This is a genomic window from Streptomyces coeruleoprunus, assembly GCF_039542925.1.
GTDB lineage: Bacteria > Actinomycetota > Actinomycetes > Streptomycetales > Streptomycetaceae > Streptomyces > Streptomyces coeruleoprunus.
The window spans coordinates 6,117,188-6,134,056 of sequence record NZ_BAABIT010000001.1 but is presented as its reverse complement, the minus strand read 5'-3'; the positions used below and the strand labels follow the sequence as shown (position 1 = coordinate 6,134,056).

Below are 16,869 nucleotides of genomic sequence, written 5' to 3'. Positions count from 1 at the left end.
CGGGACGATTCTGACGATCGTCCACGCAGCGTGAGAAAGCACGCCAGACTTCTCACCCGAATGAGTGAGCAATGCGAGAGGGGCGCGTCCGGTGTTCCGGACGCGCCCCTCGTGCCTGGTCGGTCAGGCGCCGCGCAGCACCGCGCCGGTGCGCTCGGCGGCGAGCGCCACGGCGGCGTCCCGGGCGGCGGACGCCTCCTCGACGGTCAGCGTGCGGTCCGCGGCGCGGAACCGCAGCGCGTACGCCAGGGACTTGCGGCCCTCGCCGATCTGCTCGCCGGTGAAGACGTCGAACAGCCGGAGGGACTCCAGCAGTTCGCCCGCGCCCTCGCGCAGCGCCCGCTCCACGTCGGCGGCCGGGACACCCTGGTCGACGACGAGCGCGACGTCCTGTGTGGCGACCGGGAACGCGGAGATCCGCGGCGCGCGCAGCGCACCGGTGGAGGCCTCCTCGACGACGTCGAGGTTCAGCTCCATGGCGCACGTACGGGCGGGCAGGCCGAGCGCCTTGACGACGCGCGGGTGCAGCTCACCGGCGTAGCCGACGGTCTGCTCGGCGCCGTCCACGACGACCGCGAGCTCCGCGCAGCGGCCCGGGTGCCACGGGCCGTACTGGCCCTGGCGGACGATCAGCTCGGCACCGGCCTCGCGGGCGACGGTCCGGGCGGCCTCGACCGCGTCGGCCCAGTCGGCCGGACGGCCCTGGCCCCACCAGCCGGCCTGCTCGCGCGCCCCGGCGAGGACCACGGCGACGTGCCGCGGCTGCTCGGGCAGGACGGCGTTGACGCCGGCGATCTCCGCGTCGGTCGGGCGCCGGTCGACGGGCAGCCGCACCGCGACGCCGGGCTCGGCCGGCACGCGGAAGACGAGGCCCGTCTCGAAGAGGGCCAGGTCGTGGCTGCCGCGGCCGTCGTTGCGGCGCAGGGCGCCGAGGAGGCCGGGCAGCAGCGTGGTGCGCAGCGCGGGCTCCTCGTCGGAGAGCGGGTTGACGAGCTTGACGACCTGGCGGCAGGTGTCGTCCGCCGGGAGGTCGAGCTGGTCGAAGACCTGCTCGCCGATGAACGGGTAGTTCAGCGCCTCCACGTAGCCGGCACCGGCCAGGGCGCGGCCCACGCGGCGGTGGGTGCGCTGGCGCTCGGTGAGCCCGCGGCCGGCCGGCGGCTTGGGCAGCGTGGAGGGCAGGTTCTCGTAGCCCTCCAGCCGGATGACCTCCTCGGCGAGGTCGTTGGGCTCGTTGAGGTCGGGGCGCCAGGACGGGACGGTGACGACCAGCTCGTCCTGCCCGTAGACGTCGCAGCCGATCTCCTGGAGGCGGCGGACGACGGTCTCACGGCCGTACGAGACGCCCGCGACGCGGTCCGGGTGGTCGGCGTGCATCGCGACCGTGCGGGGGGCGCTCGGCGCGATGATCTCGGTGACGCCGGCCTCGGCGGTGCCGCCCGCGAGGAGGACCAGCAGGTCGACGGTGCGCTGGGCGGCGGCGGCCGCGGCCTGCGGGTCGACGCCGCGCTCGAACCGCTTGGACGCCTCGGACGACAGCTTGTGGCGGCGGGCGGTGCGGGCGATGGAGATCGCGTCGAAGTGGGCGGCCTCGATGACCACCTCGGTGGTGCCGCGGACCTGGCCCGTCTCCGGGTCGGCCTCGGCGTCCGCGATCTCGGTGTTCGCGCCACCCATGACGCCCGCGATGCCGATGGGGCCGCGGTTGTCGGTGATGACGAGGTCCGCCGCGTCGAGGACGCGGACGGTGCCGTCGAGGGTGGTGATCTTCTCGCCGGCCTCGGCGCGGCGCACCCCGATCGGGCCGTCGAGACGGCCGCGGTCGTAGGCGTGCAGCGGCTGGCCCAGCTCGAGCATCACGTAGTTGGTGACGTCGACGGCGAGCGAGATCGGGCGCATGCCGGCCTTCTGGAGGCGGCGCTGCAGCCAGATCGGGGAGCGCGCCTCGGGGTCGAGGCCGACCACGGTGCGCGCGGTGAAGCGGGAGCAGCCGATCGGGTCGGTGACCTGGACCGGGTAGCCGTACGAGTTCGGCGCGGGCACGTCCAGGAGCGCCGGGTCGCGCAGCGGCAGCCCGTACGCGATGGCGGTCTCGCGGGCGACGCCGCGCATCGACAGGCAGTAGCCGCGGTCGGGCGTGACGGCGATGTCGAGGACCTCGTCGTACAGCTCCAGCAGCGCGATGGCGTCCGTGCCGACCTCGTGCTCGGGCGGCAGGACGATGATGCCGTGGGAGCCGTCGTCGCCCATGCCCAGCTCGTCGCCGGAGCAGATCATGCCGCGGGAGACCCGGCCGTACGTCTTGCGCTCGGCGATCCGGAAGTCACCGGGCAGGACGGCGCCCGGCAGGGCCACGACGACCTTGTCGCCCTCGGCGAAGTTCCGGGCGCCGCAGATGATCTCCTGGGGCTCGCCGGTGCCGTTGGCCCGGCCGACGTCGACGGTGCAGAAGCGGATCGGCTTCTTGAACTCGGTCAGCTCCTCGATGGTGAGGACCTTGCCCACCACGAGGGGCCCGGTGAGGCCGGCGCCGAGCTGCTCGACGGTCTCGACCTCCAGGCCGGCCGAAATCAGTTTGGCCTGTACGTCACGGCCGGTCTCCGTCACCGGCAGGTCGACGTACTCCCGCAGCCACGAAAGCGGGACCCGCATCAGATCTCCATCCCGAACGGCCGGGTGAACCGGACGTCACCCTCGACCATGTCTCGCATGTCTTCCACGTTGTGGCGGAACATCAGCATCCGCTCGATGCCGAACCCGAAGGCGAATCCGCTGTACTTCTCCGGGTCGACGCCGCAGGCGATGAGCACCTTCGGGTTGACCATGCCGCAGCCGCCGAGCTCGATCCAGCCCTCGCTGCCGCAGGTGCGGCAGGGCCGGTCGGCGTTGCCGACGGACTCGCCGCGGCAGACGTAGCAGAGCATGTCCATCTCGGCGGACGGCTCGGTGAAGGGGAAGAAGTTCGGGCGCAGGCGGGTCTTCATGTCGGGCCCGAAGAGCGCCTGGACCATGTGGTCGAGGGTGCCCTTGAGGTCCGCCATGGTGAGGCCCTCGTCCACGGCCAGCAGCTCGATCTGGTGGAAGACCGGGGTGTGCGTGGCGTCCAGCTCGTCCGTGCGGTAGACGCGGCCGGGGCACACGACGTAGACGGGCGGCTCGCGGTCGACGAGGGTGCGCGCCTGCACCGGCGAGGTGTGCGTCCGCAGGACGATGCCGGACTCGTCGCCCTTGACGCCCTCGGGGCCCTGGACGAAGAAGGTGTCCTGCATCTGGCGGGCCGGGTGGTCCGGCACGAAGTTGAGGGCGTCGAAGTTGAACCACTCCGCCTCGACCTCGGGGCCCTCCGCGACCTCGTAGCCCATGGAGACGAAGACGTCCGCGACGCGCTCCATGAGGGTGGTCAGCGGGTGCCGGGCGCCTGCCGGGGTGCGGTCGTAGGGGAGGGTGACGTCCACCGCCTCCTCGACCAGCACGCGGGCGTCGCGCTCGGCCTCCAGCTCCGCCTGGCGGGCGGCCAGCGCCTTGGACACGACGCCGCGGGCCTGGCCGACGCGCTTGCCGGCCTCCGCCTTGGCGTGCGGGGGCAGGGCGCCGATCTCCCGGTTGGCGAGCGCGAGCGGCGAGGTGCCGCCCGTGTGCGCGACCTTGGCATGGGCGAGCTCGTCGAGGTCGCCCGCGGCCGCGAAGGCGGCGAGCGCCTCGTCCCGCATGCGCTCGATCTCTTCCGGTTTCAGTGCCTCGACCTCGACTGGGTCGTACGACTTGTTGGGTGCCGACATCTCTTCCCGTGCTTCCGAATGGGCTGGCTGGGGCCCCCGCTCGACGACCGAGGACGCAAAGGTGCCAAAGGACGAGTCTAACGGGGTACCGCACGTCCCGGACGAGCCCGGGCCGCCGAAGACGCGGCGAACGCCGCGCTTCGTCACCACTGGCTGGCGCCGTCCTTGCCGCCGGTCCTGCTGTGGGCAGTCGTTCCGCTGGGGCGGAACGGGTGGGCACAGCAGGACCGGCCGCCCGGCCTGAGGGCCCACCCCCTGCGCCCCACGAGGTGGGTGGATCCGGTGGCGGCCCGGGGGTCACGTGCTCAGATTGGCTCGCTCGGGGCCTTGAGAGCGAAGCGTCCCAGCATCGCCAATCCTGCGCGCGCGACCCCCGGTCCACCCCCGTCCCGTGCGTGGGCGGCTCACCGCCGGTGGGGGTGGGGTGGGTGGCGCCACCCGGCCGTGGGCGGCTTACCGCCGGTGGGGGTGGGTGGGGCCGCCCGCCCGTGGGCGGCTCACCCCCGGTGGGGGGTGGGGTGGGTGGCCCCCGCCCGCCCGTGGGCGGCTTGCCCCGGGGGCTAGAAGCCCTGCGTTACGTACGCCGGGGCGCCCACCGGCAGGGTGAAGCGGAATTGCGCGCCGCCCCCCGGGCCCCGGCCGACCGTGATCGTGCCGCCGTGGGCCTCGACGATGCCCTTGACGATGTACAGGCCCAGGCCCGTGCCGCCGCGGGGGCTGCCGCGCCAGAAGCGGGTGAAGACTCGGCCCATCGACTCCTCCGGGATGCCCGGACCCTCGTCGCTCACGGTGACCGCCGTCCCCTTCTCGTCCTCGTGCGCCCTGGTGGGCGCCACCTCGATGGTGACGGTTCCCTCACCGTGGCGCACCGCATTTTCGAGGAGGTTGCCGAGGATCTGGTCGATCTTGTCGGGGTCGGCCCACAGGTCGGGCAGGGGGCGGCGGATCCGGATGAAGAAGCGGTCCGGGGACTGGCCGCGCGCGGTGTGCGCCTGGATGTGGCGGCCGACGGCGGCGGCGAGGTCGACGGGCTGGCGGCGTACCTCCAGGCGCCCGGAGTCGATCCGGGAGATGTCGAGCAGTTCGGTGATCAGCCGGGTGACCCGGTTGGCGTCGGCGTCGACGGTCTCCAGCATGAGCCGCTTCTGGTCGTCGGTGAACCGCTCCCACTTCGCGAGGAGGGTCGCGGTGAACCCCTTGACCGAGGTGAGCGGCGAGCGCAGTTCGTGCGCGACGGTGGCGATCAGCTCGGCGTGGCTGCGTTCCGTACGGCGCCGGGCCTCCGTGCCGCGCAGGGTGACGACGACGCGGCGGATCGGGCCGAGGGGCCGCTCGCGGACGTAGCGGGCGGCGACCAGCACCTCGCGGCCGCCGGGCAGCAGCAGGTTGCGCTCGGGCTGGCCGGTGCGGATGGCGAGCCCGCCGTACGGGTCGGTCAGCGCCCACCAGCGGCGGCCCTTGAGGTCCTCCAGCGGCAGCGCCTCGTCGAGGGGGCGCCCGATGGCGTCGGCGCGCCGACGGGCGGTGATGCGGACGGCGGCGGCGTTGAAGCAGACGACCCTGCCGTGCGCGTCGGCGACCACCAGGCCGTCGGGCAGGTCGTCGGGGTCGCACTCGGGCACCCCGTGGCCGCCCGGCGCCGCTTCCGCACGCGTTAAGGCGTCCCGTGCCTCCACGGACCTGCTCGTGCCGAGCGTCATCCCCGTACCCCCACCCTCCGTACCGCGTGACGGGCCCCCGAGCCCGTCACCCTACTAGCCGGACGTGACGGAGCGGCACCCTCCGGCAGCGCGCTGCGCCCGGGCGGACGCGTAGAGGCATACGGCGGCGGCGGTCGCCAGGTTCAGGCTCTCGGCCTTCCCGTGGATCGGCACGCGCACGACGGCGTCCGCGAGGGCGCGGGTCTCCTCGGGCAGGCCCCAGGCCTCGTTGCCGAAGACCCAGGCGGTGGGCCCGCCCATGGTGCCCGCGTCGAGTTCCGCGTCCAGGTCGTCGTCGCCGGCGCCGTCGGCGGCGAGGATCCGCACGCCGGCGCCCTTGAGCCCGGCGACGGCCTGTTCGACGGGGACGCCGACGGCGACGGGCAGGTGGAAGAGGGAGCCGACGGAGGCCCGTACGGACTTGGGGTTGTACAGGTCGACGGAGGCGTCGGTGAGGACGACGGCGTCGGCGCCTGCCGCGTCGGCGCAGCGCAGCACGGTCCCGGCGTTCCCGGGGTCGCGTACGTGGGCGAGGACGGCGACGAGCCGGGGCCGGGCGGCGAGGATGTCCTCGAACGGCGAGTCGAGGAAGCGGCACACGCCGACGAGGCCCTGCGGGGTCACGGTCTGGGAGACCTCGGCGAGGACGGCGTCGGGGGCGTGGTGGACCCGGGCGCCGTTGGCGCGGGCGGCCTCGACGATGTCGGCGTACCGGGTGGCGGCCTCGGTGGTGGTGAAGAGTTCGACCAGCGTGGGCTCGCCGCCGGGTCCGCGGTGGTCGACGGCCTCGCGGACGGCCTGGGGGCCCTCGGCGATGAACCGGCGCTCCTTGCCGCGGAAGTTGCGCTTGGCGAGCCGCTTGGCGGCGGCGACGCGGGGGGAGCGCGGGGAGATCAGCTCGGGGGTGCCCATGGTGCTCGGCGGCTCTCTTCTGGTACGGACGTGGGGCGAACGCGCCGGACCCGCAGGCGCGCGGCCTGCGGGTCCGGTCGGAAGTACGGCGGCCTGGAAGATCAGGCGGCGGCCTTCGGGGCGTTGACGTCGCTCGGGAGGGCCTTCTGGGCGACCTCGACGAGGGCGGCGAACGCGTTGGCGTCGTTGACCGCGAGCTCGGCCAGGATCTTGCGGTCGACCTCGATGTTCGCGGCCTTCAGACCCTGGATGAAGCGGTTGTAGGTGATGCCGTTGGCGCGGGCAGCGGCGTTGATGCGCTGGATCCACAGCTGACGGAAGTCGCCCTTGCGCTTCTTGCGGTCGTTGTAGTTGTAGACCAGCGAGTGGGTGACCTGCTCCTTGGCCTTGCGGTAGAGGCGCGAGCGCTGGCCGCGGTAGCCGCTGGCCTGCTCGAGGATCGCCCGGCGCTTCTTGTGAGCGTTGACTGCCCGCTTGACGCGTGCCACTTGTTAACTCCTTGTAGCGGGGCCGTGGTTGTCCTCACACGACCCGGAAACGATATGGGTCCCGGTGGTTCGGGCTGCCCCTCGGCCGCGGGGGCGGCGGGGGCTCAGATCAGTCAGAAGCTGATCGGAGGCAGGTCAGAGACCCAGCATCTTCTTGATCTTGGCGCTGTCACCCGGGGCCATCTCGGCGTTGCCAGTGAGGCGGCGCGTCAGCTTGGACGACTTGTGCTCGAGCAGGTGGCGCTTGCCGGCGCGCTCACGGAGCACCTTGCCGGAGCCGGTGATCTTGAAGCGCTTCTTGGCACCGCTGTGCGTCTTGTTCTTCGGCATCGCGCCGTTATCTCCTCGTCAGTGGCGCTCCCAGCCGGTCCGGGTGGACCGGCACGCGGGAGCGTCAGATGGATCGATTCGTGGCCTGGACGGGTGCCCGGGACACGTGCCTTGGCAGGCTAGCTGGCGGACGGATCCGCCTGGGCGGGCTGGCCCTGGCGCTCCGCCTTGCGGGCGGCCTGCGCCTCGCGGGCCTCGGCCATGGCCTCGGTCTTCTTCTTGTGCGGACCGAGAACCATGATCATGTTGCGGCCGTCCTGCTTCGGGTTCGACTCGATGAACCCGAGGTCCTGGACGTCCTCCGCGAGCCGCTGGAGGAGCCGGTAGCCCAGCTCCGGCCGGGACTGCTCGCGACCGCGGAACATGATCGTGATCTTGACCTTGTCGCCCTGCTTGAGGAACCGGACGACGTGACCCTTCTTGGTGTCGTAGTCGTGCGGGTCGATCTTCGGCCGGAGCTTCATCTCCTTGATGACCGTGTGCGCCTGGTTCTTGCGCGCCTCACGGGCCTTCATGGCCGACTCGTACTTGAACTTCCCGTAGTCCATGAGCTTGCACACGGGCGGGCGGGCGTTCGCCGCGACCTCGACGAGGTCGAGGTCGTACTCCTGCGCAAGCTCCAGGGCCTTGGCAAGCGGGACAATCCCGACCTGCTCGCCGCTGGGACCGACAAGTCGCACCTCGGGAACGCGAATCCGGTCGTTGATGCGGGGCTCGGCGCTGATGGATCCTCCTCGGTAGCACCACGCGACCGCCTGGCGGACGGACGCGTACGTCTGTTTAGTAAGACCAACCGCGCCGGCGCATGAAAAATGCCCCGGACGGGACACAGGCGGGGCTCCTGGAAATACCGGAACACCGCCACGGCGAACCGCGGGGCGCACTTCGGGCGGCCCCATCGTCCGTACGGAACGATGGTTGCCGCCTGACCGGTGACCCGCCGCTCCTTGGAGCGGCCAGGTGGGAGATCGGAGCCTCCACTTGTGGGCCGGAAGACATATGTTTCCAGCCGGTCGTCACCCCAGGTTAGCAGCTGGTGGGCGATGGGCCCAACCGGGAGGCGGCCGCCTATCGTGTGAGGCATGAGTGACGCAACGCCGAACGATGCCGCCCCCGACTTCTCCGCCATGACCCGTGACATCGCGGAGGTCCCCGCGGTCGAGGTGATCGTCACGGTCGCCGTGAACCTGATGAGTGCCGCCGCCGTCAAGCTGGGGCTGACGGAGGACGGCGACAAGTACAAGGACCTGGACGAGGCCCGCAAGCTGGTGCACGCCCTGGCGGGTCTGCTCGACGCCGGCGCGACCGAGATCAGCTCGTTCCACGCGGCTCCGCTGCGGGACGGTCTGAAGTCCCTCCAGCTGGCGTTCCGCGAGGCCTCCATCGTGCCGGACGAGCCGGGCCAGGGACCGGGCGAGAAGTACACCGGGCCGGTCTACGGCTGACGGGAACCCGTCGTACGCGATCCGTCGTTGTGAGGGGCGGCGCCCCGCGCCGCCCCTCCTTCATGCCCTGACGTAGAGCGGCTCGCCCGGCGGCCGGGCGTCCGGCGGCAGGAGGGCCAGGTCCAGCCCGCGGTACAGGCGGGCGCGCAGTGCCTCGTCGGCCGCGAGCGCCCGGGCGAGGCGGCGGGCCGTGTCCGCCGGCGGCGCGTCGGGGGCGAGGACCACGGCGAGGGTGCCGTCCGCGGTGCCGGGGCCCAGGTGGGCGCGGAGCACGGCGGGCTCGGCGGCGACCACGGCGCGTACGGCGGCCGTGACGGCCGGGTCGTCCAGCGGGTCGGTGCTGGTGCGACCCTCGGCGAGCGCCAGCAGGGACCGGCCGGTCAGCTGGTAGGGCACGGGCCCCGCCATGTCCAGGACCAGGGTGTCCGCCTTCTCGTGGGCGGCGGCCTGGAGGGCCTGGTGCAGGGGTACGGCGACGGGGCGGGCCGCCGGGTCCCAGCGGGCCAGCGACTCGGTGGACGTGAAGGCGGGCAGCGCGCGGCGGTCGCCCGCCACGAGGGTGGGCACGGCCATGTCGCTGGTCTTCTCGCGGCGCAGGCCGTTCTCGTCCTCCTCGACCTCGCCGAGCACGGCGACGACGGGGACCAGGAGCCGGGCGCCCTTCAATGCCTCCAGGACCTGTGGTTCGGCCGCCCTGTCCTCGGCCCAGGCCGCGAGGGCCGCGGTGAGCCGCGGGTCGGCGGAGCCGTCGTCGTCGGAGAAGCCGGGATCGGGGATGTTCTTGAGCGCCACGTGCCCGAGCCTAGCCGGGCGCCGGGATCACTCCGTACGGCGCCCCGCGCGCCACAGGACGGCGGCGGTGACCACGAGCAGCGCGCCGACGCCGCCGGTGACGGGTGCGAGCGGGCCGGGCGGCTCCTCGTGCTCCTCCTCCGGCGTGGGCCCGGGGCCGAAGTACGGCCCGCCGTAGCCGGTGGTGGCCGCCTTGAGGTCGGCCGGGCGGAGCTTCGCGCCCGCCTCGATGGCGGCGGCGACGTCGACCGTGCCGTACCCCTTGTCGTCGTCGCGGCCGCCCTGGGGGCTGTCCCGGGCGGTGTCCGCGATCAGCTTCTTGATCTGGGACGGGGTGAGCCCGGGGTGTGCGGCCCGTACGAGCGCGACGGCGCCGGACACGAACGCGGACGCGGCGCTGGTGCCCCAGCCCTCGTAGTACTTGCGGTCGGGGTCGGCGATGACCACGTCGACGCCGGGCGCGCTGACCGTGGCGTACCAGCGGCTGGTGGAGAAGGAGGCGTGGGTGCCGTAGCGGTCGACGGCCGTGACGGCGATCACGCCGGGGTAGGCGGCGGGGTACGAGACGCGGTCGCCCTTCTCGCCGCCGTTGCCGGCCGAGGCGACGACCACGGCGCCCTTGGCGAGGGCGTACTGGACGGCGGCGTCCTCGGCGGCCTCGGCGTGGGCGGACTCGCTGTCGTCGCCGAGGGAGAGGTTGATGACGTCGGCGCCCTGGTCGACGGCCCAGCGGATGCCCTGGGCGAGGGCGCTGCCCTTGGTGTGGCGGGCCTTGGCCCTGGCCTTGTCGCTGCCTTCGAGGATGACCCGGACGGGCAGGATCTTCGCCTCGGGGGCCACGCCCAGGACGCCGTCGCCGCCGTCGGGGCCGTGGCCGTGACCGGCGATGATGCCGGCCATGGCGGTGCCGTGGCGGGCCCAGGCCCGGTCACCGCGCCGGGCGCCGAAGCCGATGAAGTCCTTGCCGGGCAGGACGTTGCCGGCGAGGTCCGGGTGGGTCTCGTCGACGCCCGTGTCGAGGACGGCGACGGTGATGCCCTCGCCCTTGGTGGTGCGCCAGGCCTCGTCGGCGTTGAGGGCCTCGTTGCCCCACTGGCGGGCGCGGATGGCGTCGGCGTGTGCGGGGGTGGCCGGGAGGACGGCGAAGGCGGTGGCCGTCAGCGCGGCGAGCGCGGCCCGGGCGGTGCCGCGAGGGGTCCGGGCGGTTCTCACTGTGGCTCCTCCTGCGGGCCCTCCACCTTCGCCGTGACCGTCCGGCGCAGGAGCTGCTCGATCCGGTCGGCGACGCCCCGCGCCTCATGTCCCAGGCCGGCCTGGGCGGGTGCGGTCGTCTGGCCCTTGGCCATGGCTTCCTGGGCGGGTTGCGGGGCGGTGACGGCGCGGCCGTCGGCGAAGCCGGAGACGGCGTAGACGACGACCGGGAGTTCGGTGAGGACGTGGACGTGCCAGCTCGCGCGCTGCGGGTTGCCGAACCCGGCGGCGACGGTGCCGAGGGCGCGGAACGCGGGCGGCATCAGGTCGGCGCGCCGGTCCAGGCCGCCGTCGGTGAAGCGGGTGTGCAGGGCGGTCATGCCGGTGCTGTCGGTCTCGGTGAAGACCAGGCCGACGGTGGTGACGCTGCTGGAGGTGGCGTCCGTGTAGGTGGCGCGCAGCACGCGGAGGCAGCCGGTCGGGTCCAGGGCCTCGGACAGCTGGGGGCCGAGCGCGGTGGCGCACGTGGTGTCGGGGGCGACGGCGACGCGGGTCCAGATGCGGTCGGCGCCGCCCGGGCCGGCGCCGTCGCCCTTGAGGGTGCGCGGGAAGAGGGTGTCGACGGGGGTGCTGTGCCAGAGGGTGGGGGTCTCGGTGTAGGCGGTGCGGGAGGGCCGGTCGTCGGCGTCGCTGAGGAACCACGCCCCGGCGGCGGCGCCGCCGATGAGGCCGAGCCCGAGCACGAGGCAGGTGACGGCGGCCACCGTGCGGGCGGGGCGCCGGGTGCGGATGGGCCGCAGCCGGGTGGTGGTCTCGAAGGGCGTCTCCGGCGGGGCCCAGTGGAGGCGCGGGTGCTGCGGCTGCGCGGGGGCGGCGGAGGTGGCCCAGTGGCCGGTGGGGCGGGGCTGGGGCGGTACGGCGGGCGTCGGGCCGGGCCGGTCGGGCTGGGGCGGTACGCCGGGGCGACCGGCGGGGGCGCCGGGCTGGTCCCGCATGCCCGGCCCACTGGGAGTACCGGCGCCGGGCTGGTCCCGCATGCCCGGCCGACCGGGGGTACCGGCGCCGGGCTCTGCCGTGGCCGGCCGCGAGGGCGTCCCCGCTTCGGGCCGCCCGTCCGTCAGGCCGGTCGCCCGGGACGCGGCGGGGGCGGGGGCGCCGGTCGCGCCGGGCGCCTGGGGCGCGGGGGCCGGGGCGCCCGCTGTCGTGCCGTGCCGGGCCGGCTGGGGCGGTACGCCGGGCGTCGGGCCGGGCCGGTTCGGCCGGGCGGGGGTGCCGGTGGGTATCGGGGCGCCGTGCGGGTGGGCCGCGGGAGGTGTGGGGCGTTGGCTGGTGGGCTGCTGGGGCGGGGGTGGCGTCGCGGGCGCAAGGGGTTGCGCAGGCGTGGGGGCCGGGGGCTGCGAGGTGCGGACGGGGCGGAGACGGGCGGTGGTCTCCGTTTCGGTCTCCGGGGCGGTCGGCGCGGGCGGCTGCGGGCGCTGTGCCTCGGTGCTCATCCGCCCCCCTCGTGGTCGTACCGGATCGCCTTTCGGGGCAGGCCCGTTCGTCAGCGTGTAGCCGTCACTCTAAGGGCTGGCGGGCGGCCCGCGGGAACGAGGCCGCAGGTCGGGGCGGATCTGACCGGAACATCCCGTCTCCCGCCCCCTACCCCCGAGTAGGCCGTTCTGGCAGGCTCTGCGCATGACTCCCCGTGCCGCTGACCGTGCCCGGTACGACCGGGCGACCGCCCATCTCGACGCCCCGCTCGCGGTGGTCGACCTGGACGCCTTCGACGCCAACGCCGACGATCTGGTACGCCGCGCCGGGGGCAAACCGATACGTGTCGCCAGCAAGTCGGTGCGCTGCCGGGCGCTGCTGGAACGGGTGCTGGAGCGGGACGGATTCGCAGGTGTGATGTCCTTCACGCTGGACGAGTCGCTGTGGCTGGCTAGGTCCGGTTTCGACGACGTCCTGCTGGCGTACCCGTCGGCGGACCGGGCGTCGTTCGCGGAGCTGGCCTCGGACGCCAAGCTGGCGGCCGCCGTGACGGTCATGGTCGACGACCCGGCGCAGCTGGACCTCGTCGACGCGGCCAGGGACGGCGGGGCCGAGGAGATCCGGGTCTGTCTGGAGCTGGACACCTCGCTGTGGCTGCTGGGCGGCCGCGTACGGATCGGGGCGCGGCGCTCGCCGCTGCGGGAGCCGGCGCAACTGGCCGAGGTGGCCCGTTCGGTGGTGCGGCGCCCCGGTTTCCGGCTGGTGGGGCTGATGGCGTACGAGGGGCATGTGGCCGGTGTCGGCGACGCCGTGCCGGGGCGGCCGCTGCGGTCGCGCGCGGTGCGGCTGATGCAGGCGGCGGCGCGGCGGGAGCTGGCGGCGCGGCGGGCGGCCGTGGTGGCGGCGGTGCGTGCGGTGGCCCCGGACCTGGAGTTCGTCAATGGCGGCGGCACGGGCAGTGTCCAGCACACGGCGGCCGAGGACGCGGTGACGGAGATCGCGGCCGGGTCGGGGCTGTACGTGCCGCGGCTGTTCGACAACTACACGTCGTTCTCGGGCCGCCCGGCGGCGCTGTTCGCGCAGCCGGTGGTGCGCCGGCCGGGGGTGGGCGTGGTGACGGTGCTGGGCGGCGGCTACCCGGCGTCCGGGGCGGCCGGGCCGGACCGGCTGCCCGTCCCGTATCTGCCGGAGGGGCTGCGGTACGACCCGATGGAGGGGCCGGGCGAGGTGCAGACGCCGTTGATCGGCTCGGCGGCCGACGATCTGCTGATCGGTGACAAGGTGTGGTTCCGGCACGCGAAGGCGGGTGAGCTGTGCGAGCGGTTCGACCGGCTGCACCTGGTGGCGGGCGACCGGGTGACGGCGACCGTGCCGACGTACCGGGGTGAGGGCCGTACGTTCCTCTAGGTCGTGTCCGGCGGATCACGCCTGGGCCGCGGGGTCTGGCACGCCCTCCCCCAAGCCCTGACGGGCAGGGGGGACCCCCAGCGGCGTTGTCGTCGGTCGCGATGGCTCCGCCATCCCTCCCTCCTCCGCCTTGCAGCCGCACGCACCAGACCCCGCTCACCAGCACTCGAAGGGCACCGCCCAGCGATGTCGGCATGATTCGCCGGACACTCCCTAGCGCCCGCCCGCGGCTAGCTGTTGGTGCCCGGTTGGATGCTGCTGCCGACGCCGCCGCCCGTCGTGCTGCCGATGGGGCGGATGCCCCGGGTGATCTCGTCCATGAGGGCCGGGGGCGGCCCGTCGGGGCCGGCGTCGAAGGCGAACCGGACGACGACGGGCTGCTCGGTCCCGGCGGGCGAGGGGAAAACGAGGGACTGGACGTAGCCGCCGGGGCCCTTGGTGGTGGTGACCTGCCAGCGGACGAGGTAGCCGGTGCGTCCGGCGACGACGGCCTGGCGGGCGGCGACCACCGTGTGGGAGCGGATGCCGCCGTGCGGCTTGTTGCCGAGGGTGTCGGCGCCGTACGCCTGCTCGGCGGCCTTGGCGATGTCCTCCCTGGCCATGGCCTCGGGGGTGGTGAGCGCGGAGGAGATGGTGCGGGAGCTCACCTTGCCGTGGCGGCAGTAGCGGGTGGGGGTGTTGGGGCAGGGGTAGTCGTCGACGGTGGCCATGGTGGGTGAGCCGTCGGTGCCGAACTGGGGCTTCTCCCAGCCGTCGGGGATGACCAGGGTGATGCCGTTGAGCTGGTCGACCAGGAGGTTGCCGTCCTCGCCGCCGGAGGAGGGCGTGGCCGGCGACGGGGTGGCGGGCCCGGCCGGGTCGTCGGTCGCGGACGCGGACCCGGAGGCCGATGCGCCGGGCGCGGCCGTGGTGCCGGAGGGCGGTGGCTCGTCGCCGGCGGGGCGGAGCACCAGGACGGCGGCGACGACCGCCGCCACGGCGACTGCCGCGGCGGCGATCTGGACGACGCGTCCGTTCCGCCTGGTGGGGGGCACGACGACGGCCGTGGGCTGTGCGCCTGCGGCGGGGCGGGTGTGCGCGGTCCACGTGGTTCCGTCCCACCAGCGTTCGACGGTGGGCGCGGACGGGTCCGGGTACCAGCCCGGGGGTGTCGTCATGCTCATGCGGTCAGGGTAGTCAGCGCGTCACAGCGGGGTGACGTAGGCGCCGGAGATCCCTCCGTCGACGAGGAAGTCGGCGGCGTTGACGAAGGAGGAGTCGTCGCTCGCGAGGAAGGCGACGGCGGCGGCGATCTCCTCGGCCTCGGCGAACCGTCCCAGGGGGATGTGGACGAGGCGGCGCGCGGCCCGCTCGGGGTCCTTGGCGAACAGCTCCCGCAGGAGGGGAGTGTTCACCGGTCCGGGGCACAGGGCGTTGACGCGGATGCCCTCGCGGGCGAACTGGACGCCCAGTTCGCGGGACATGGCGAGGACGCCGCCCTTGGAGGCGGTGTAGGAGATCTGGCTGGTGGCGGCGCCCATGACGGCCACGAAGGACGCGGTGTTGATGATGGATCCCCTGCCCTGGCGGCGCATGTAGGGGATGGCGGCCTTGCAGCACAGGTAGACGGAGGTGAGGTTGACGTCCTGGACGCGCTTCCAGGCCTCCAGGCCGGTTTCCAGGATGGAGTCGTCGTCGGGGGGCGAGATGCCGGCGTTGTTGAAGGCGACGTCGACGCTGCCGTAGGTGTCGTACGCGGTCCTGAAGAGGGCCTCGACCTGTTCGGGGTCGGTGACGTCGACGCGTACGAAGAGGCCTCCGACCTCGTCGGCGGCGGCCTTGCCGGCCTTCTCGTCGATGTCGGCGCACACGACGTGGGCGCCCTCGGAGGCGAGGCGGCGGGCGGTGGCGAGGCCGATGCCGCTGCCGGCGCCGGTGATGACGGCGGTGCGGCCCACGAGGCGGCGGCAGATGATCTCGTTGTCGGTCATGCGGTGCGTCAGCCTTCCGTGCTGATGAAGACGTTCTTGGTCTCGGTGAAAGCGGTGAGGGCGTCGGGGCCCAGTTCGCGGCCGATGCCGGACTGCTTGAAGCCGCCGAACGGGGTCCAGTAGCGGACGCTGGAGTGCGAGTTGACGGAGAGGTTGCCGGCCTGGACCGCGCGGGAGACCCGCAGGGCGCGGCCGACGTCGCGGGTCCAGATGGAGCCGGACAGGCCGTAGTCGGTGGCGTTGGCGAGGCGTACGGCGTCGTCCTCGTCCTCGAAGGGGAGGACGACGGCGACGGGCCCGAAGACCTCGTCGACGGCGGCGGGCGCGTCGGGGGCGAGGCCGGTGAGGACGGTCGGCGGGTACCAGAAGCCGGGGCCCTCGGGGGCGGTGCCGCGGAGCGCGGGGGCGTCGTCGGGGACGTAGGACCGTACGCGGTCGAGCTGGGCGCGGGAGATCAGGGGGCCCATCTGGGTCTGCTCGTCGGCCGGGTCGCCGACGGCGACCTTCTCGACGGCGGGGGCGAGGAGTTCCAGGAAGCGGTCGTAGGCGGTGCGCTGGACGAGGATGCGGGTGCGGGCGCAGCAGTCCTGGCCGGAGTTGTCGAGGAAGGACATGGGCGCGGCGAGGGCGGCGGCCTCGATGTCGGCGTCGGCGAAGACGATGTTGGGGCTCTTGCCGCCGAGTTCGAGGGTGACGCGCTTCACGTGGTCGGCGCACTTGGCCATGATCGCCTTGCCGACGCGGGTGGAGCCGGTGAAGACGATCTTGGCGACGCCGGGGTGGGTGACGAGGGCGTCGCCCGTGACGGGGCCGGTGCCGGGGAGCACCTGGAAGAGGTGTTCGGGAAGGCCCGCTTCGAGGGCGAGTTCGGCGAGGCGCAGCGCGGTGAGCGGGGTCGTCTCGGCCGGTTTGAGGAGGACGGCGTTGCCGGCGGCGAGTGCGGGCGCGGTGCCCCAGGCGGCGATCGGCATGGGGAAGTTCCAGGGGGCGATGACGCCGATCACGCCGAGGGGTTCGAGGAGGGTGACGTCGAGGCCGCCGGGCACCGGGATCTGGCGGCCGCTGAGGCGTTCGACTCCCCCGGCGGCGTAGTCGAGGAGGTCGCGGACGTTGCCGGCCTCCCAGCGGGCGTTGCCGATGGTGTGGCCGGCCTCGCGGACCTCCAGGAGGGCCAGTTCCTCGATGTGGTCGTCGACGACGCGGGCGAAGCGGCGCAGGAGCCGGGCACGGTCGGCGGGTGCGGCGGCGGCCCAGGTGCGCTGGGCCAGGGCCGCGCGGGTGACGGCGGCGTCGACGTCGGCGGCGGTCGCCCCGGGGACGGTGGCGACGACCTCCTCGGTGGCGGGGTTCAGTACGTGGAGCTGGGTGGTCAACGGCTGTTC

15 protein-coding genes are annotated in these 16,869 nt (G+C 73.9%); 2 read left to right on the top strand and 13 right to left on the bottom strand.

Translation table 11 applies throughout. The features are described 5' to 3' along the window. Positions 1-123: 123 nt before the first annotated feature. From pheT to infC, 7 genes are all read right to left on the bottom strand, one after another. Positions 124-2,652: a phenylalanine--tRNA ligase subunit beta gene (gene pheT, locus ABEB09_RS27470; RefSeq protein ID WP_345692598.1), complete on the bottom strand. Its 2,529-nt coding sequence runs from the start codon at positions 2,650-2,652 to the stop codon at positions 124-126. After that, the gene (gene pheS / locus ABEB09_RS27465; RefSeq protein WP_345692597.1) at positions 2,652-3,779 is read right to left on the bottom strand and encodes a phenylalanine--tRNA ligase subunit alpha; all 1,128 of its coding nucleotides are present in this window, start codon (positions 3,777-3,779) and stop codon (positions 2,652-2,654) included. The genes pheT and pheS overlap by 1 nt, the downstream gene beginning before the upstream one ends. A 560-nt stretch (positions 3,780-4,339) precedes the next feature. Beyond that, positions 4,340-5,479, bottom strand: a complete 1,140-nt coding sequence (locus ABEB09_RS27460; RefSeq protein WP_345692596.1) for a sensor histidine kinase — start codon at positions 5,477-5,479, stop codon at positions 4,340-4,342. Positions 5,480-5,533: 54 nt separating this feature from the next. Further along, entirely contained in the window at positions 5,534-6,391 is an 858-nt protein-coding gene (locus tag ABEB09_RS27455) for a TrmH family RNA methyltransferase (protein WP_345692595.1), read from the bottom strand. 101 nt (positions 6,392-6,492) lie between these two features. Further along, a complete protein-coding gene (rplT, locus tag ABEB09_RS27450) occupies positions 6,493-6,879 on the bottom strand; it encodes a 50S ribosomal protein L20 (RefSeq protein WP_071267962.1) in 387 nt (128 codons plus the stop codon). A 135-nt stretch (positions 6,880-7,014) separates the two neighbouring features. Continuing rightward, positions 7,015-7,209: a 50S ribosomal protein L35 gene (gene rpmI, locus ABEB09_RS27445; protein ID WP_345692594.1), complete on the bottom strand. Its 195-nt coding sequence runs from the start codon at positions 7,207-7,209 to the stop codon at positions 7,015-7,017. Between the two features lie 119 nt (positions 7,210-7,328). After that, a complete protein-coding gene (infC, locus tag ABEB09_RS27440; protein WP_345694109.1) occupies positions 7,329-7,934 on the bottom strand; it encodes a translation initiation factor IF-3 in 606 nt (201 codons plus the stop codon). Positions 7,935-8,291: 357 nt separating this feature from the next. On the opposite strand from infC, the gene ABEB09_RS27435 reads away from it, so the two are divergent. After that, positions 8,292-8,654 (top strand): DUF1844 domain-containing protein, encoded by a 363-nt coding sequence (locus ABEB09_RS27435; RefSeq protein WP_345692593.1) that lies wholly within the window; start codon positions 8,292-8,294, stop codon positions 8,652-8,654. A 60-nt stretch (positions 8,655-8,714) separates the two neighbouring features. Here ABEB09_RS27435 and ABEB09_RS27430 read toward each other — a convergent pair whose 3' ends face one another. From ABEB09_RS27430 to ABEB09_RS27420, 3 genes are read right to left on the bottom strand one after another with little or no spacing between them, the layout of a single operon-like run. After that, positions 8,715-9,446 (bottom strand): SseB family protein, encoded by a 732-nt coding sequence (locus tag ABEB09_RS27430; protein WP_345692592.1) that lies wholly within the window; start codon positions 9,444-9,446, stop codon positions 8,715-8,717. Positions 9,447-9,473: 27 nt separating this feature from the next. Then, positions 9,474-10,658 (bottom strand): type VII secretion-associated serine protease mycosin, encoded by a 1,185-nt coding sequence (gene mycP / locus ABEB09_RS27425; RefSeq protein WP_345692591.1) that lies wholly within the window; start codon positions 10,656-10,658, stop codon positions 9,474-9,476. Further along, entirely contained in the window at positions 10,655-12,130 is a 1,476-nt protein-coding gene (locus tag ABEB09_RS27420) for a hypothetical protein (protein WP_345692590.1), read from the bottom strand. Before ABEB09_RS27420 ends, mycP begins: the two co-directional genes overlap by 4 nt. A 184-nt stretch (positions 12,131-12,314) precedes the next feature. Between ABEB09_RS27420 and ABEB09_RS27415 the strand changes: the two genes are divergently transcribed. Then, complete coding sequence (locus tag ABEB09_RS27415; protein ID WP_345692589.1) at positions 12,315-13,517, top strand: amino acid deaminase/aldolase; 1,203 nt, start codon at positions 12,315-12,317, stop codon at positions 13,515-13,517. A gap of 230 nt (positions 13,518-13,747) precedes the next feature. On the opposite strand, the gene ABEB09_RS27410 is transcribed toward ABEB09_RS27415, so the two are convergent. Genes ABEB09_RS27410 through ABEB09_RS27400 form a run of 3 tightly spaced genes read right to left on the bottom strand, consistent with a single transcriptional unit; the run spans position 13,748 to position 16,860 of the window. Then, on the bottom strand, positions 13,748-14,680 hold the full coding sequence (locus ABEB09_RS27410; protein ID WP_345692588.1) for a DUF2510 domain-containing protein: 933 nt from the start codon (positions 14,678-14,680) through the stop codon (positions 13,748-13,750). A 21-nt stretch (positions 14,681-14,701) separates the two neighbouring features. Beyond that, a complete protein-coding gene (locus tag ABEB09_RS27405; RefSeq protein ID WP_345692587.1) occupies positions 14,702-15,487 on the bottom strand; it encodes a 3-oxoacyl-ACP reductase in 786 nt (261 codons plus the stop codon). An 8-nt stretch (positions 15,488-15,495) separates the two neighbouring features. Beyond that, on the bottom strand, positions 15,496-16,860 hold the full coding sequence (locus ABEB09_RS27400; protein ID WP_345692586.1) for an aldehyde dehydrogenase family protein: 1,365 nt from the start codon (positions 16,858-16,860) through the stop codon (positions 15,496-15,498). Between the last annotated feature and the right edge of the window lie 9 nt (positions 16,861-16,869).